This window comes from uncultured Bradyrhizobium sp. (assembly GCF_964252615.1).
In the GTDB taxonomy this organism is placed as follows: Bacteria; Pseudomonadota; Alphaproteobacteria; order Rhizobiales; family Xanthobacteraceae; genus Bradyrhizobium.
In genome coordinates this window covers 32,674-48,574 of record NZ_CAXUNQ010000018.1, presented here as the reverse complement: position 1 = coordinate 48,574, position 15,901 = coordinate 32,674, and the positions used below count along the sequence as shown (strand labels likewise).

Sequence of the window (15,901 nt, the reverse complement as noted above, 5' to 3'; positions counted from 1 at the left end):
CGGACCGTTGGCACGCATCCCGTATGACCGGGTGCCCTGCAAGCGGACATCGGCGCTTGTCATCGCCAGCGCTTTTCCCCATCATGGCGCTTAAGAAAAGGGGAACGCTGTGGAGAGTGAGAACATTGTTGCCGAGACCGCGGAGCGAATTCTCGCCGATCTCGCCGACGCCCAAACCATCAACAACGCCAAGGACGGCCGCTGGAAAACACCGCTGTGGCAGGCGCTGACCGAAGCCGGATTGCCGCTGTCATGGGTGCCCGAGGAACTTGGCGGCTCGGGTGCCGGTCTCGCGGAGGGCTTCAGCGTCCTCAGTTCGGCGGGACGTTTCGCGATAGCCGTACCGCTCGCCGAAACCATGCTGGCGGGGTGGCTGCTGGCGCGGGCGAGCATTGCATCGCCGGAAGGCGCGATGACGGTTGCGCCGGCAAGCCCGAAAGATCGCATCACGTTCGATCTGGACGGCACATTGTCGGGGCGCGCGCGCGGCATTCCATTTGCCAAGGCCGCCAAACATATCGCCGTTCTTGCGACCGGCACGCGCGGTGTTTCGATCGCGCTGGTTGAAGCCGCCGCATGCCGGATCGAGCAGGGCCTGAACCTTGCCAGCGACGCCAGCGACGTCGTGACCTTCAACAAGGTGGAGCCGATCGCCGTCAAGCCGGCGCCGAACGGTTTCGACCAGACATCGCTGATGCTGATGGGCGCGGTCGCGCGCAGCCTGCAGATCGCGGGTGCGCTGGAATCCATGCTCGACGTCAGCGTGCGCTACTCCAACGAACGCGTCGCCTTTGAGAAGAAAATCTCGAAATTCCAGGCCGTGCAGCACAACCTGGCGAAACTCGCGGGCGAAGCCGCTGCGGCCCTCGCAGCCGCAAGCTCCGCTGCGGACACCATCGCCAACAGCACGGCGTTCGACGACGCGGTGTTTCTGGAGGCCTCCGCGGCTAAAATCCGCTGCTCGGAGGCCGCCGAAAACGGCGCCGCGATCGCGCACCAGGTGCATGGCGCGATCGGTTTCACCATCGAGCATATTTTGCATCGCTATACCCTGCGCGCGCTGGCATGGCGCGACGATTTCGGCCATGAAAGCTGGTGGGCGGTGGAACTCGGAAAGATGGTTGCCGCGCGCGGCGCCGACGAGTTATGGCCGCTGGTGGCGTCGCGCTGAGATGAACGAGATTAGCCCACCTGGAAATCGAGATTTCAAATGACCGCAGCCCTTCGTTTCGATCCAATCCGCCTGCCGCCTGAATGCGAAGTGCTGCGCCAGGAAGTACGCGCCTTCCTCGCCGACGAGATCGCCGCGGGCACCTTCGATCCGCACAAGCCCAACCGGGAAGACACCGACGCGCCGGAATTTTCCCGACGCGTCGGCGAGCGCGGCTGGCTCGGCATGACCTGGCCGAAGAAATACGGCGGCCACGAGCGCAGCTTTCTGGAGCGCTATGTGGTCACCGAGGAAATGCGCGTGGCCAACGCGCCGACGCGGCGCTTCTTCGTCGCCGACCGGCAGAGCGGGCCGGTGCTTCTCAAATACGCACCCGAGCATATCAAGCTGGATATCCTGCCGCGGATCTGCCGCGGCGAGGTCTGTTTCTCGATCGGCATGAGCGAACCGAATTCCGGCTCCGATCTGTTCGCGGCCAAGACCAAGGCGACCAGGACCGATGGCGGCTGGCTGATCAACGGCACCAAGATCTGGACTTCGTCGGCACACATCGCCGATTACATGATCGCGATTTTCCGTACCTCGCCATCGACCAAGGAAAACCGCCGCCACGGCCTGACGCAGTTTCTGGTCGATATGAAAACCCGCGGCATTAAAGTCAATCCGATTGGCCAGATCACCGGCCAATTCGAATTCAACGAGGTGGTATTCACCGACGCTTTCATGCCCGACGATCACGTATTGGGCGAAATCGACGGCGCCTGGAAGCAGGCCACCAGCGAACTCGCCTATGAACGATCGGGGCCGGAACGATTCCTGGAAACCTATTACGTGCTGACGGAACTGGTTCGCGCGATCGGTCCGAAGCCGGATGCGCGCGCCGCGGAGGGGATCGGCAAGCTGGTGGCGCAGCTCCATACCATGCGGCGGATGTCGGTTTCGGTCGCCGGCATGCTGCAGGCCGGCAAGGAGCCGGTGGTGGAAGCCGCCATCGTCAAGGACATCGGCACGATCTGGGAGCAGCGATTGCCGCATCGGGTCCGCGAACTCGCCGCGTTCGTTGATGACAACGTTTCAAACCACGCGACACTCGACGAGCAACTGGCCTTCGCCACCAAGACCGCGCCAAAACTGACGATCCAGGGCGGCACCACCGAAGTGCTGCGCGGCATCATTGCACGCGGGCTTGGACTGCGCTGATTTGAAGGCGGGACGTTCCACGTCTCGCCGCGTCATGGCCGCGCCTGTCCCGGCCATCCACGTCCTGGGCGCCGAAAGACGTGGATGACCGGGAGACAAGCCCGGTCATGACGGAGTAGAGATTCGGAGGCACCCGGAGGACCATCATGAGCAAGTACAAGGACATCGGCGTCGAGACCCATGGGCATGTCGGGATCATCGAAATCCAGCGGCCGCCGCTTAATTTCTTCGACATCTCGCTGATCAACCAGATCGCGGATGCACTGGAAGACTTTGACCGCGACATCGAAATTCGTGCATCCGTGCTCGCGGCCCAAGGCAAGGCGTTTTGCGCCGGCGCCAATTTCAACGACCCGGCCCGCCAGGAAGCCGAGGCGCGCGAAAAATCCGATCCGGCGTCGAGCCTCGGCCAGATCAATCATCTCTACCTCCAGGCAGTGCGCATCTTCCGCAACAGGAAACCGATCGTCGCCGCGGTTCATGGCGCCGCCATCGGCGGCGGACTGGGCTTGGCGGTTTCAGCGGACTTTCGCGTCACCTGTCCCGAGGCGCGCTTCGCGGCCAATTTTACCAAGCTCGGATTTCATCCCGGCTTTGGATTGACCGCGACGCTTCCCGAATTGGTCGGAAAGAACAACGCCGAATTGATTTTCTACACCAGTCGCCGCGTCGGTGGCGAGGAGGCCACCCGAATGGGCCTTGCCAATGTCTGCGTGCCGCAGGATCAGGTGCGCGTCGAGGCAATGAAGCTCGCGGGCGAAATCGCCGAATGCTCGCCGCTGGGGCTGCTCTCGACCCGCGCCACCATGCGCGCCGGTCTTGCCGACCGCGTGATGGCAGCCACCAACTACGAACTCGCCGAACAGACACGGCTGCGCGCGACGGAAGATTTCAAGGAAGGCATCAAGGCGACCGAAGAACGGCGGGTGGCGAATTTCAAGGGACGGTGAAATCCGCCATCGCTTCGACACGTCTTCCCCGCAGGCGCCGGCGCATGCACCTATCTCGTCATATGCGGGCTTGACCCGCGTACCATCCATCTTTGCAAGGCGGGGACGGCGTCGGAATGCGCGACAACTACCGCGTTTTCGGCACCACCAGTGCGTCGACGATAGTGACGCCCTGGCCTTCGCAATGGACCAGCACCGGATTCAGTTCGATCTCTGAAATCCCGGCTTTGAAGCGTGCGGCAAGCTGCGAAATTTGCGAAATCAACTGCGATAGGGCCGCGATATCCGCTTTCAGCGCGCCCCGAAATCCATTGAGCAGCGGCGCCGCCTTGAGTTCGCCAAGCATGGCCGCGGCTTCCGCGGGACTGACCGGCGCCGGGCGATAGACCACGTCCTTGAACAATTCGGTGGTGACACCGCCGAGGCCGACCATGATCATCGAACCGAACGTGGCATCCAGCATGGTGCCGATTATGATCTCGACGCCCTTCTTCGCCATCGGACCAACCAGCACACCTTGAATGACCGCGTCCGGCCGATGCCGCCGCGCGCTATCCAGCAACGCCGTGTAAGCGGCCCACGCCTCGCCCTTGCTGGTGATATTGATGCGAACGCCGCCGACCTCGCTTTTGTGCGGGATGTCGCGGGACTGGATTTTCATCACCAGCGGAAATTCCGTTCGCGTGATCGCCTCGTCGAGCGCGGCCTTCTCCGTTACCAGCATTTCATCGGGCAGCGCGATGCCTGCATCGCGCAGCAGCGACTTGCTGTCGTGCTCCGACAGGGTTTTCGACGTCAGCCGCGCTGCCAGATCGAACGGCCTGGATGCCGTCTCGCTCACCGGCGGCGCCAGCTTGAATCTCGCATAGTCAGTGATCTTGCGCATCGCAACACCGACATGCGTCAGGCCCGACAGCACGACGACGCCGGACTCCGCCAGCGCGGTACGTGCGAAATTTGAAGGCAGCGTGTAGGAGTAGAACACGATCGGCTTGCGCTGCGCGTCGATCACCGGCTTCAGTTCGTCACGCTTGAACAGCAGCCGCATATCGCTTGACAGCGACAGCACCACCAGGATGGCGTCGATCTCGTCGGACGCATCGAGCAGATCGATGCTCTTCTGCAGGCCGCCGCTGTGCACGCCCTGCGCAGTGACGTCGATCGGGTTGCGCGCCGCGCCATAGGACGGCAGCAGCTTGCGGATTTCCGCCTGCATCGGCGCCGGCAGTTCCGGCACTTGCAGGCCTTGCATCGACACGGTGTCCGCCCCCCAGATGCCGGCGCCGCCGGAAACAGTGACGACGCCCACCCGGTCGCCTTTCGGCAATGGCGATGTGACCAACACCGCCGCGATGGTCACCGCCTCGTCCAGATCGTTGGAGACGATAAAACCGTATTTGGCGAACACCGCGTCGTAGGCCGCGGACCAGCCGGCCATGCTGGCGGTGTGCGAGGCGGCGGCGCGCTCGCCGGCGCCGGAGCGGCCGACCTTGGTGACGATCACGGGCTTGCCAAGATCCGCCGCGCGCCGGGCGGCAGCGAGAAACTTGTCGACGTCGCGGATGCCCTCGATGAACAACAGGATCACGTCGGTGGAAGAATCCTGCACCATGTAGTCGAGAAATTCCCCGGCGCCGAGATCGGCCTCATTGCCGGCGCTGACGCAGTAGCTGATCGCGACACCCAGCGCCTTGGCGCGGTGCTTGATCGCAAAGCCGATGCCGCCGCTCTGGGCGACGATGGCGGCCCGCCGCTTAGTCGCGACGAGGTCCACCGCACCCGGCTTGACGTCCACGGTGGGGCTGAAGGTCGCCGCGACGTGCTGGGCTTCGCTGTAGAAGCCCTCCGCATTAGGGCCGGAAATCCGCATGCCGCTTTTTTTGGCCAGCGCCACGATGGCGTCCTGCATCGCCGTGCTGTCGCCGCCCTCCTCGGCAAATCCCGACGAAATGATCACCGCGTTCTTGACGCCGACGGCGGCGCATTGCTCGAGCGCGCCTAATACCGCGCGCGCCGGGATGATGACGATGGCAAGGTCGATCGGCGCTCCGACATCCGATATCGAGGGATAGCATTTCAGCCCATCGAGTTCGCCGTAGTTCGGATTGATCGGATAAATCCGGCCGGGATACCGGTTCTTGCGCAGCATCGACAGCAGCCGGCCGGGAATCTTCTCGAGGTCGCGCGAGGCGCCGATCAGGGCAATGCTGGAGGGCGAGAAGAACGAATCGAGCGGATGCGTGGCAGGCCTGGTTGCGGCGGACATTCAGAGCGGTCCTGGTTTATCGTTATTGGTTCGAACGCCCGCGCGGCGCGCGGTCAACATTCACGACGTGAGCAGGAAGGTGACGCCGCCGAGGAAAAACGAGTCGCCGGCGACCGTATGGCCCTTGGCCCTGGCGGCATCGCCCACCTTGGCGACGTCGCCGACCCGAAACGTCAGAGCGCCCATGATCTCGCGGAAGCCTTTGACAAAGCTGAACGTGCAATTGGGCAGTACGATCTGGGTTTCGCCGCTGCTGCCTTTGACTGCGGGAATTCCGATGATTTGCCCCCAATGCGCGGCAAGCTCCTCCGGCTCGGGGCTTTCCATCTCCACGCTGACCAGCGCCTGCGTCACATCCTTGCGGATCGACTTTTGCCAGTCCGGGCCCGCCGGCGGGTAGGGTCCAAGCATATCGTCGCTGCCGCCGGTGTGATTGAACTCGATAAAGGCGGCGCGGCAATCGCGCGGATGCAACTGCACGCCGTGATACGGGGGATGGTCGATCACGTTGGCGGTGCGCACGCCCATCGCATTGGCGGCGCGCCCGCGTTCATCCGGATCGTCGCAGCAGAAAATCGCCATGTAGCCGCCGCGCCCCAGGGTCTTGTCCATGAAGCGTCCCGCCGCGGTGCCGGGCTGCAACGGTGCCACCACTTCCAGCAGGATCGTGTCGACCGGCAGCAGTGCGTTCTCCAGCCCGTACTTAGCCACATTGCCGTCGCGATAGCAGACGTTGAGGCCCATGATTGAGCTAATGTCCGAGATTACCGGCGCAAGCTGCGGCGCCACCAGGCAGATTTGCCGCAGCCGTAGATAGGGCGCCACCTCAATGACCCACGAAGGCAGGCTTGCGCTTCTCCACAAAGGCCTTTGCAGCTTCCTTGTGATCGGCAGTGTCGCCGGAGCGCGAGTGATGCATCGCTTCCGCATCGAAGCACGCTTCCAGCGACAGGCGTTCGGCGTTGTTGATGTTGGTCTTGATATAGCCCAGCGTTACCGTCGGACCCCGCGCCAGCGACATCGCAAGTTCCTGCGCCGCCGCCTCGACTTCCGCATCGGGAACCACTTTGGTGACGATTCCGAGCGCCAGCGCTTCCTGCGCGGTCAGCACCGGCGACATCAGATAGAGCTCGCGCGCCTTGGCGCTGCCGAGCAGATGGGTCAGAAAATAGGTGCCGCCGTAGTCGCCGGACAGTCCGACTTTTGCGAACGCGGTGGTGATCTTGGCGGACGCGCTGGCAACGCGGAGGTCGCAGGCCAGCGCGATCGAAAGGCCCGCGCCCGCCGCGGCGCCGTCGACCTGTGCCACCACCGGCTTCGGCATCTCGTGCAGGATGCGGGAGACTTCCATGCCGCGCCGCAGGTTCGCTTTCTTGGCCTCGAACGGCAGCGGCGCGCGTCCCTCCGCCATCGATTTCACGTCGCCGCCGACGCAGAACGTGCCGCCGGCGCCCTTGAGCAGAACCGCGCGCACCTCATGATCCTCCGCCGCGCGCCGTGCCGCTTCGACCAGACCGCGTGTCATCTCCGGATTGAGTGCGTTGCGCCGATCCGGTCGGTTCATGGTGATGGTAAGCAGGCCGTTGTCGAGGGATTGCAGGACCATGTCGTTCATCGGGATGTTGCCTTTTGTTTTCGTCGTTTTGCCGAAGCCGTCATTGCAGGGAACCTTTGCGACGAAGCGTCACTTCTTCACCAGCGGGCAGCGCGACAGTTCCAGCGACTGGAAGGCTTCGTTGCCGGGCACGGTGGCAACCAGCCTGTAATCGTCCCAGCGCGCCTTGGATTCCGAGGGCTTCTTGACCTCGAACAGATACATGTCGTGCACCATGCGGCCGTCCTCGCGAATCCTGCCGTTGTTGGCGAAGAAATCGTTGATCGGCGTGTCCTTCATGATCTTCATCACGGCGGCGGAATCGGTGGTGCCGGCGGCTTTCACGGCCCTGAGGTAATGCGTGACGGACGAGTAGACCCCGGCCTGCGCCGACGTCGGCACGCGCTTGACCCGCTCCATGAAGCGCTTGGAGAAGGCGCGGGTGTCGTCATTGAGATCCCAGTAGAACGCCTCGGCCAGCAGCAGGCCCTGCGCGGTCTCAAGCCCGACGCTGTCGATATCGGTCACGAACGCCAATAGCGGCGACAGTTTCTGGCCGCTTTTGGTCAGTCCGAATTCGGACGCCTGCTTGATGGCGTTGATGGTGTCACCGCCGGCATTGGCGAGACCGACCACTTTGGCTTTAGAGCCTTGCGCCTGCAGCAGGAAGGACGAAAAATCGGACGTGTTCAATGGATGCTTGACGCTGCCCAGCACCTTGCCGCCGGCCTTCAGCACGACGTTGGTGGTGTCCTTTTCCAGGTCCTGTCCGAACGCATAGTCGGCGGTCAGGAAGAACCAGGTGTCGAGCCCGGCCTTGACCGCCGCGTAACCGGTCGTATTCGCCTGCGCGAACGTGTCGAACACATAATGCACGGTGTAGGGTCCGCAGGCCTCGTTGGTGAGGCGGATCGATCCCGGGCCGCTGAACATGATGATCTTGTTGCGCGCTTTGGCGATCTCGCCGGCGGCCAGCGCGGTGGCGGAGGCCGCGACGTCGACAATGGCCTCGACGCCCTGATTGTCGAGCATGTCGCGGGCGATATTGGCGGAAAGATCGGCCTTGTTGAGATGGTCCGCCGCGATGATCTCGATTTTGCGGCCCAGCACCTCGCCGCCGAAATCCTCCGCCGCCATCTTCGCCGCGGTCTCGCTGCCCGGTCCGGTAATGTCGGCGTACAGTCCGGACATGTCGAGAATGGCGCCGAGTTTTAATGCAGGTTTGGTTTGCGCCATTGCCGCCGTGGCCGCGACGACCATCACCGACGCCAGTAATCCAGACGCAATTCGCTTCATCGCACCCTCCCGTCCATGCCGCATCGTTGTCGCGCGGCGTTTTCTTATGTGACGGCGATCATGCCGCAACCGCCATCCAGCGGCAAGCCGACGGTTATTTCCGCAAAACGGAATGCGCAGGGCTACGATTGCGTCATAGTCATGCGCCGGAATCCAGGGCAAGTCACGGTGCTGGATTCAAGGCATCCAAGAGGGCGCATTCCGGAATGGCGGAATCGAAGAACATCGATGGCCGGGCCGCGACCGTTTTGCTTTGCGTGATCGCATTCGCCGCCGCAAACGCGAACCTTGCATTCGCGTCAGCCTGCAACTTCGAGGCGCAAGGCGAAGGCCGTGTCGCGGCGGTCATCGATGCCCGCAGCTTTCGCATGGAGGATGGCCGCGAGGTGCATCTGGCCGGCATCGAAACCGCAGACGCCGCGGGCAAAGCCGACGGCACCCCGGCGCTGTCGGCGCTGGTTGCCGGTCGCGGCGTGGTGTTGCGCGGCGAGACCGATGCTCCGGACCGCTACGGCCGGCAGCCCGCTTTCGTGTTTGCCGATGCCGGCGGCGCATCGGTGCAGGGCCTGCTGCTGGCGCAGGGCGAGGCGCTGGTGTCGGGCACCGTCGCCGACATGGCGTGCGCCGCGGAACTGGCCGCGGCCGAAACCGCCGCGCGGCGGGCTAAACGCGGCGTTTGGGCCGACACGGAGGTCATAAAAAACGCAGAAAGCCCCGGCGATATCCTGACCAGGATCGGGCGGTTTACCGTGGTCGAAGGCAAGGTTCTGTCGGTGAGGCAGGCCGGGGCGACGTCCTACATCAATTTTGGCAGGCGCTGGACACAGGACTTTGCTGTAACTATTTCAAGGCGCGTGATGCCGACCTTCGAGGCTGTGGGAATAAGTCTTAAAGCCTTGGAAAACAAAAGAATTCGTGTTCGCGGCTGGGTCGAGTCGCGTGGCGGGCCGCGGATTGATGCGCGCACGCCGGGGCAAATTGAATTGGCCGGCGAGAATTAGGGCGGCTGGGCAGAGGCAGATGACGACCGCAAAACGGTGTTTGCGACGGCGCCAGACCTGGATCAGCCGCCGTGGTTTGGCTGTGTCGGTCGTGCTGTGCGCAACCGCGACGCTTGCCGGCTGCGGCGATATCAACCGGTTCCAGACGTCGTCTCCGGCCGCGCCTCCTGCGGCCAAGCCGGCGCGGACGGTGGCGCAGACGCCCGCCGCCGAGCGCGAGCATGAGCGGATCCTGTCCTCTTACGGCGGCGCGTATGACGACCCCAGGCTGGAAGCGCTGATCACCAAGACCGTCGACCGGCTGGTGGCGGCGTCCGACCGTCCCGACCTCGCCTACAGGGTGACGATCCTCAATTCAGGCGCGGTGAACGCATTCGCGCTTCCGACCGGGCAGCTTTATGTGACGCGGGGGCTGGTGGCGCTGGCGAGCGATACCTCGGAATTGTCCTCGGTGCTGAGCCACGAGATGGCGCATGTGCTCGCAAAACACGCCTCGATCCGCGAGGACCAGGCGCGGCAGGCCGCCATCGTCACGCGCGTCGTCACGGATATGGGCAACGATCCCGATCTCACCGCGCTGGCGCTGGCAAAATCCAAGCTGACTATGGCGAGCTTTTCGCGCGCCCAGGAATTCGAAGCCGACGGCATCGGCGTCGGCATTTCGGCCCGCGCGCGTTTCGATCCCTACGGCGCCTCGCGCTTCCTGACCGCGATGGAACGCAACGCCGCGATGAAGGCCGGCAAGACCTCACTTGATCCACGCTCGCAGGACTTTCTGTCATCGCATCCGGCAACGCCGGAGCGGGTGCAGAACGCGCAGGCCAATGCGCGGCAATACAGCGCGCCGCAGAGCGGCGAGCAGGACCGCGAAACCTACCTGAATGCGATCGACAACATCGTCTACGGCGAAGACCCCAGCGAGGGCTTCGTGCGCGGCCGCCGCTTCCTGCATCCGAAGCTCGGCTTCACCTTCCAGGCCCCGGAGGCCTTCACGCTGGACAACACCGCGCAGGCGGTGATCGGCGTGCGCGACGGCGGCAGCCAGGCGATGCGCTTCGACGTGGTCCGGGTGCCGGCCGAGCAGACGCTGGGCGACTATCTCAATTCGGGCTGGATGGAGAATGTCGACAAGGCCTCGACCGAGGACATCACCGTCAACGGCTTTCCGGCCGCGACCGCGGTGGCGCGCGGCGACCAGTGGCAATTCCGCGTCTACGCGCTGCGCTTCGGCAGCGACGTCTACCGTTTCATCTTCGCGGCCAAGCAGAAGACCACCGAGAGCGACCGCAACGCCCGCGAAACCATCGCCTCGTTCCGCCGCCTGACGCTGGAGGAAATCCAGGCCGCCCGCCCGCTGCGCATCAAGGTGATCACCGTGCAGCCCGGCGACACCGTGGAGTCGCTGTCGCACCGGATGATGGGCATCGACCGGCCGGCCGAACGGTTCCGGGTGCTCAACGGGCTGGACGCGCACGGGCAAGTGAAGGCGCGAGACCGGGTCAAGATCGTGGTGGACTGAACCGAAATTACGTCTCGGACTTGGCCCGTTTAGCGCGGCAAATCTGAATTTAAATCAACGGTTTAATCTTTGCACTCCGAAATGTGGCGGCAGCACTTAGCGCAAAATGCCGAGTCTTGCGGCAAACTTCAGGCACGTTGCGGCGAACTGAAGGCAGCCGCGCCGCCCCGCACGCGGCCAAGGCAAAAAAGCGCATGACCTCAAGCGCTTGAGCCGCATGGCGACCCCGCCTCACGTCGCGCACAAAATCCTGTGCCCCGACAAGCACTTATGCGGCATTCGCCGCGGCGCAGGGCGCCCAGCGCCGCACCGGCGGCGTCAAATCGAACACGACATCAATAGCTTAAGCCCGCGCCGCCATAATTTCGCCAAGTCGACCATGACCTGCGCCGACGAGTCTTGCGGCAAACTGGCGGCAAAGCCGATCGCGCAAATTTCTTGCGGCAAAGTCGTGGCGAAGGTGTGGCAGGGCGTGGGGGCGGCGAAAAACACGACTGCCATGGATGGGCCGCGGAGTTGTCATGCGGCCGAAAAGTCTGTCGCCGAAGGAAATAGGCATTTAGCCTACCGCGCTGGTGTTGATCGATTCGATTGTCGAGAAGAGACGCGTGGCCAGTTCGTCACCGAAGAGCTCATCCGGCCCCGTTGGAGCGACGTCGGTGAATCCACCATCCGCCCATCCAGCCCAAACACCCCACGGTAGACCTCCGCCTCGCCTCCCGGCACGGCTTGCGGCGCGATTTCCGCCGCCGCGCGCAGCGCGCCGTGCAGCGAGGTCTCGTCCAGCGCCTCGATGATCAGGAGCCCGGTAAAGAACCCCTCCTGCTGCCGCATGCCCTTTTCCACCGTCGGCACCTGGGTCCGCGCCGCGTCGGTGACCCCGACCTGCACCGCGGCAATCCCGTCCAGCGCGACCAAGGCGTCGGCCAGCGCTTGCGGCGCGTCGGGGAGCTGTTCGAGCCGCAACGCTGCGATGGTGGCGGCCTCGCCGCGGCCGGCGCGGGCGGCCATGACACCGCCGCCGCGGATGAAGTTGCCGAGCTGCGGCATGATGCGCTGCGACCAGGGCGTCGGCGCGTTGAGGCGCGCCAGGTAGGCTTCGCCGTCGAGCACCTCGGGGGATTCCAGCTCGTAGAGGATGAAGAAGCGATTGGTGCCGGCGCGCGCGGCGCCGAACACACGGACGGCGAGGAAGCCCCTGGTGGTCACGCGTTCGGTGGTGTGCTCGCGCGTCAGCCAGTGCCGGTAGTCGGTCAGCGCCGCCGGTTCGACGTCGCTCCAGATCGCCAGGAAACCCGCGCCGCGCATCTCGCTTCTCCTCTGCAAACATTTCCGTCATGGCCGGGCGTCATCCCGGCCATCCACGTCTTTATCCTGCTTCCGCGCCTTGAAGACGTGGATCCGGGACAGGCCCTGCTGCATTCACGCATCTCGTCATACGCGGGCTTGACCCGCGTATGATCCAGTAGGGTCAAGCCCGGCCATGACGACCTCCCCGTGTCCCGGGCGCGATGCGGCATTCTTCATGCCGCTTCGCAGAACCGGGACCCCGGCTCTGCAGCGCACCGCTCCGCAAGGGCTACGCGCTGCGCTGCGTCCGGGGAACGCGTGCCGGGCATGACCAACCTGATGGCGGTGGTTGCGGCCTCCATGAATCGGCTCAGGCCTTGCCGCCAGGCCGCAGGCCGTGCAGCGCCGCCGGAACCTGATCCGGCAGCCTGCCCAGCCGCTGCACGGCCGCCAGCATGGCGGCGATGTATCCGTAAGGTCCGAGGCCGCAGATCACGGCGGTGGAAGCGCTCGAGGTGATCGAATGCCGGTGCAGGTCGTCGCGCGCGTGGATGTTGGAAATATGGACCTCGATCTTCGGCCCTTCGAAGATCTTCAGCGCGTCGATCAGCGCGATCGACGTGAACGAATAGGCCGCGGGGTTCATGATGATGGCGTCGGCCGTGCCGTGCGCCGACTGGATCAGGTTGACCAGTTCGCCTTCCAGGTTGGACTGGTGGAAGGACATCGAGACGCCGAGCAGCCTGGCCGCCGCCCGGCAGCTCGCCTCGATTTGTGCAAGCGTGGTCGAGCCGTAGATATGCGGTTCGCGGATGCCGAGGAAATTCAGGTTCGGCCCGTTCAGGATCATGATGCTGGCGGCCATGCTGGCTCCCTCTTATAGCGATGCAGCTCCACAAACGCCGTCCCCGTCTTCGCGGCGACGACGGATTGTTTTCGCCGTGCGCGCGCGGTTGGCTTGAACTCGTCACGCGCTAGCCCCCGAACCACTTCGCCGGAACCGTCACCAGCCCGGGAAAAATCACCATCAGGAACAGCACGACCAGTTGCGCGATCATGAACGGCCAGACGCCCTTGATGATCTGCTCCATGCTGATGCCGGTGACCCCGCAGACGACGTTGAGCACCACCCCCACCGGCGGCGTGATCAGGCCGATCGCGTTGTTGATGATGAACAGCACGCCGAAATACACCGGATCGATGCCCGCGGTCTTGACGATCGGCATCAGGATCGGGGTCAGGATCAGGATCGTCGGCGTCATGTCGAGCGCGGTGCCGACGATGACGACGATGATCATGATCGCGACCATCAGCAGCGTGCTGCTGCCCATGAACGGTTTCAGCAAGGTGACGATCTGGGCCGATATCTCGGATACCGTGATCAGCCAGGACGACACCAGCGCCGCCGCCACCAGGAACATCACGATGCTGGTGGTCAGCGCGGCGGAGACGAAAACCTCATATAGCTGCGAGAACTTCAGTTCGCGATAGACGCAGGTCGCCACCAACAGCGAATAGACCGCGACCACCACCGCGGCTTCGGTCGGCGTGAAGATGCCGAAGCGCAGGCCTGCGACGATGATGACCGGCAGCATCAGCGCCCAGAACCCGTCGATCACCGCCCTGGCCATTTCGGCCAAGGACGCCCGCGGCGGCGGCACCAGGTTTTCCTTGCGCACCACCCACCACCAGGACACGCACAGGCCGGCGCCGAGCATCAGGCCCGGAACGATGCCGGCGAGGAACAGTTTCGAGATCGAGACCCCCGCGGCCACGCCGAAGATGACAAAACCGATGCTGGGCGGGATCACCGGCGCGATGATGCCGCCGGCGGCGACGAGGCCCGCCGCATGGGATTTGTCGTGGCCGGCGGCCACCATCATCGGCACCAGCAGCGCCGCCAGCGCGGCGGCATCGGCGGCGGCCGAGCCGGACAGCGAGGCCAGGATGCAGGACGCCAGGATGGTGACGTAGCCGAGCCCGCCGCGAAGATGACCGACGGCGACCAGGGCGACGTTGACGATGCGTTTCGCCAGGCCGCCCTTGTTCATCAGCTCGCCGGCCAGCATGAAGAACGGGATCGCCATCAGCGGAAAACTGTCGGCGCCGTTGATGACGTTCTGCGCCACGATCTGGGCATCGAACATTCCGATGGCGCCCATCAGCGCCACGCCGCAGATGATCAGCGCGAACGCGATCGGCATGCCCAGCGCCATGGCGCCGAGCAGCGAGAAGGTGAACACCGCGATCGTCATCCGTGCTCCTCGGATTCGCGGACCGCGACCATGTCGGCCTCGCTGGCCTGCCCGGAGACGACGCGGAACAGGTCGTAGAGCAGCAGGATGCCGGCCGAGACGCCGAACACGACGCCGGCGAAATAGAAGATGCCCAGCGACAGGCCGGTCGCCGGCGCGCGGTCGTCGATGTTGATGAGGGTCTGGCGCCAGCTCCCGGTCAGCAGCAGCCAGTCCGCCCACAGCATCAGGCCATAATTGATGATGAAACAGATCCGCTTGCCGCCGGCCGGCAGCATCCGCACCAGCGTGTCGACGCCGAGATGCGTGTGCTCGCGCACCGCGACGACGGCGCCGAGAAAGGTCAGCCACACCAGGAGCCAGCGCGACAGCTCCTCCGAAATCGTGATGCCGGAATTGAAGCCGTAACGCAGCACGACATTGCCGAACACCAGCACCACCATCACGGCAAGGCACAGCGCGATCACGGCTTTAAGGAAGGCGCAGTACAGGTCGAAGATGCGTTCCATGGGCGGGCCGGAGGTTCGTGGTTGCTCACTTCTCCCCGCAAGCGGGAAGGGTGACGCCTCACTTCACGTCCTTGCGGATGCGCTCGAGCTCGGCGTTGAAGATCTTCACGGTCTCCGGACGCAGGCTCGCGGAAATCCTGTCGACCACCGGCTGCGCCGCCTTGCGCATGCGCTCGAGTTCTTCCGGCGCGACCGCGTTGTACTGCATTCCTTTGGCCTGCAGTTCGGAAAGCGCCTTTTCGGTCTGCAGCCGGGTCTGCTCGCTCTGATAGTCGCGGCTCTCGTCATAGGCTTCCCGCATCATCTTCTGCTCGGCCGGCGCAAGCCTGTCCCAGAAGATCTTGCTGACCAGGATGATGTTCTGCGTGTAGGTGTGGTTGGTGGCCGAGACGTATTTCTGCACTTCATAGAACTTGTTGGACAGGATCACTGTGTAGGGATTTTCCTGGCCGTCGACCGTGCGCGTCTCCAGCGCCGAATACAGTTCGCCGAACGCCATCGGCACCGGATTGGCCTTGAAGGCGCCAAAGGACTCCAGATAGACCGGGTTCGGAATCACGCGCAGCTTGAGGCCGCTGAAATCCTCGAGTTTCGCAATCGGATGCCTGCTGTTGGTGACGTTGCGAAAGCCGAGCCCCCAATAGCCGAGCCCGATCAAGCCGCGCTGCGGCAGGGCATCGATCATGGTCCTGCCGAAGGCGCCACGGGCGAGCGCCTGGGCCTGATCGGTGGTGCCGACGATGAACGGAAAATCCAGCAGGCCGAATTCCGGCATCACGGTCGCCAGCGAGGTAGTGGAGGCCGACAGCATCTCCTGGGTGCCGCCGCGCAGCGCCGACTGCTGCTGCAA

14 protein-coding genes are annotated in these 15,901 nt (G+C 64.2%); 5 read left to right on the top strand and 9 right to left on the bottom strand.

Annotated features, from left to right (window positions below; genetic code table 11):
• Positions 1-109: 109 nt before the first annotated feature.
• The 3 genes from ACFE72_RS11975 (at position 110) to ACFE72_RS11965 (ending at position 3,321) form a co-directional block, all read left to right on the top strand.
• Entirely contained in the window at positions 110-1,171 is a 1,062-nt protein-coding gene (locus ACFE72_RS11975) for an acyl-CoA dehydrogenase family protein (RefSeq protein ID WP_375413311.1), read from the top strand.
• Positions 1,172-1,210: 39 nt separating this feature from the next.
• On the top strand, positions 1,211-2,371 hold the full coding sequence (locus ACFE72_RS11970) for an acyl-CoA dehydrogenase family protein (protein ID WP_375413310.1): 1,161 nt from the start codon (positions 1,211-1,213) through the stop codon (positions 2,369-2,371).
• Positions 2,372-2,517: 146 nt separating this feature from the next.
• The gene (locus ACFE72_RS11965; RefSeq protein ID WP_375413309.1) at positions 2,518-3,321 is read left to right on the top strand and encodes an enoyl-CoA hydratase/isomerase family protein; all 804 of its coding nucleotides are present in this window, start codon (positions 2,518-2,520) and stop codon (positions 3,319-3,321) included.
• 127 nt (positions 3,322-3,448) lie between these two features.
• On the opposite strand, the gene ACFE72_RS11960 is transcribed toward ACFE72_RS11965, so the two are convergent.
• The 4 genes from ACFE72_RS11960 to ACFE72_RS11945 all read right to left on the bottom strand — a co-directional run bounded on the left by ACFE72_RS11960 (position 3,449) and on the right by ACFE72_RS11945 (position 8,477).
• Positions 3,449-5,587, bottom strand: a complete 2,139-nt coding sequence (locus tag ACFE72_RS11960; RefSeq protein ID WP_375413308.1) for an acetate--CoA ligase family protein — start codon at positions 5,585-5,587, stop codon at positions 3,449-3,451.
• Between the two features lie 60 nt (positions 5,588-5,647).
• Positions 5,648-6,412 carry a hypothetical protein gene (locus ACFE72_RS11955; RefSeq protein ID WP_375413307.1) on the bottom strand — a complete coding sequence of 255 codons (765 nt, stop codon included), beginning with the start codon at positions 6,410-6,412 and terminating at the stop codon, positions 5,648-5,650.
• Between the two features lies 1 nt (position 6,413).
• Entirely contained in the window at positions 6,414-7,202 is a 789-nt protein-coding gene (locus ACFE72_RS11950) for an enoyl-CoA hydratase (RefSeq protein WP_375413306.1), read from the bottom strand.
• A 69-nt stretch (positions 7,203-7,271) separates the two neighbouring features.
• On the bottom strand, positions 7,272-8,477 hold the full coding sequence (locus ACFE72_RS11945; protein WP_375413305.1) for an ABC transporter substrate-binding protein: 1,206 nt from the start codon (positions 8,475-8,477) through the stop codon (positions 7,272-7,274).
• Positions 8,478-8,683: 206 nt separating this feature from the next.
• Here ACFE72_RS11945 and ACFE72_RS11940 point away from each other — a divergent pair, with 206 nt between their 5' ends.
• Together ACFE72_RS11940 and ACFE72_RS11935 are read left to right on the top strand one after the other, a co-directional pair.
• Positions 8,684-9,478: a thermonuclease family protein gene (locus ACFE72_RS11940; protein WP_375413304.1), complete on the top strand. Its 795-nt coding sequence runs from the start codon at positions 8,684-8,686 to the stop codon at positions 9,476-9,478.
• Between the two features lie 19 nt (positions 9,479-9,497).
• Positions 9,498-10,997 (top strand): M48 family metalloprotease, encoded by a 1,500-nt coding sequence (locus ACFE72_RS11935; protein ID WP_375413303.1) that lies wholly within the window; start codon positions 9,498-9,500, stop codon positions 10,995-10,997.
• 564 nt (positions 10,998-11,561) lie between these two features.
• On the opposite strand, the gene ACFE72_RS11930 is transcribed toward ACFE72_RS11935, so the two are convergent.
• From ACFE72_RS11930 to ACFE72_RS11910, 5 genes are all read right to left on the bottom strand, one after another.
• Positions 11,562-12,305 (bottom strand): hypothetical protein, encoded by a 744-nt coding sequence (locus tag ACFE72_RS11930; RefSeq protein ID WP_375413302.1) that lies wholly within the window; start codon positions 12,303-12,305, stop codon positions 11,562-11,564.
• Positions 12,306-12,657: 352 nt separating this feature from the next.
• Entirely contained in the window at positions 12,658-13,152 is a 495-nt protein-coding gene (locus ACFE72_RS11925; RefSeq protein ID WP_375413301.1) for a type II 3-dehydroquinate dehydratase, read from the bottom strand.
• Between the two features lie 109 nt (positions 13,153-13,261).
• Complete coding sequence (locus ACFE72_RS11920; protein ID WP_375413300.1) at positions 13,262-14,542, bottom strand: TRAP transporter large permease; 1,281 nt, start codon at positions 14,540-14,542, stop codon at positions 13,262-13,264.
• Positions 14,539-15,051 (bottom strand): TRAP transporter small permease, encoded by a 513-nt coding sequence (locus tag ACFE72_RS11915; protein ID WP_375413299.1) that lies wholly within the window; start codon positions 15,049-15,051, stop codon positions 14,539-14,541. The genes ACFE72_RS11920 and ACFE72_RS11915 overlap by 4 nt, the downstream gene beginning before the upstream one ends.
• Positions 15,052-15,109: 58 nt before the next feature.
• Entirely contained in the window at positions 15,110-15,901 is a 792-nt protein-coding gene (locus ACFE72_RS11910) for a DctP family TRAP transporter solute-binding subunit (protein WP_375413298.1), read from the bottom strand.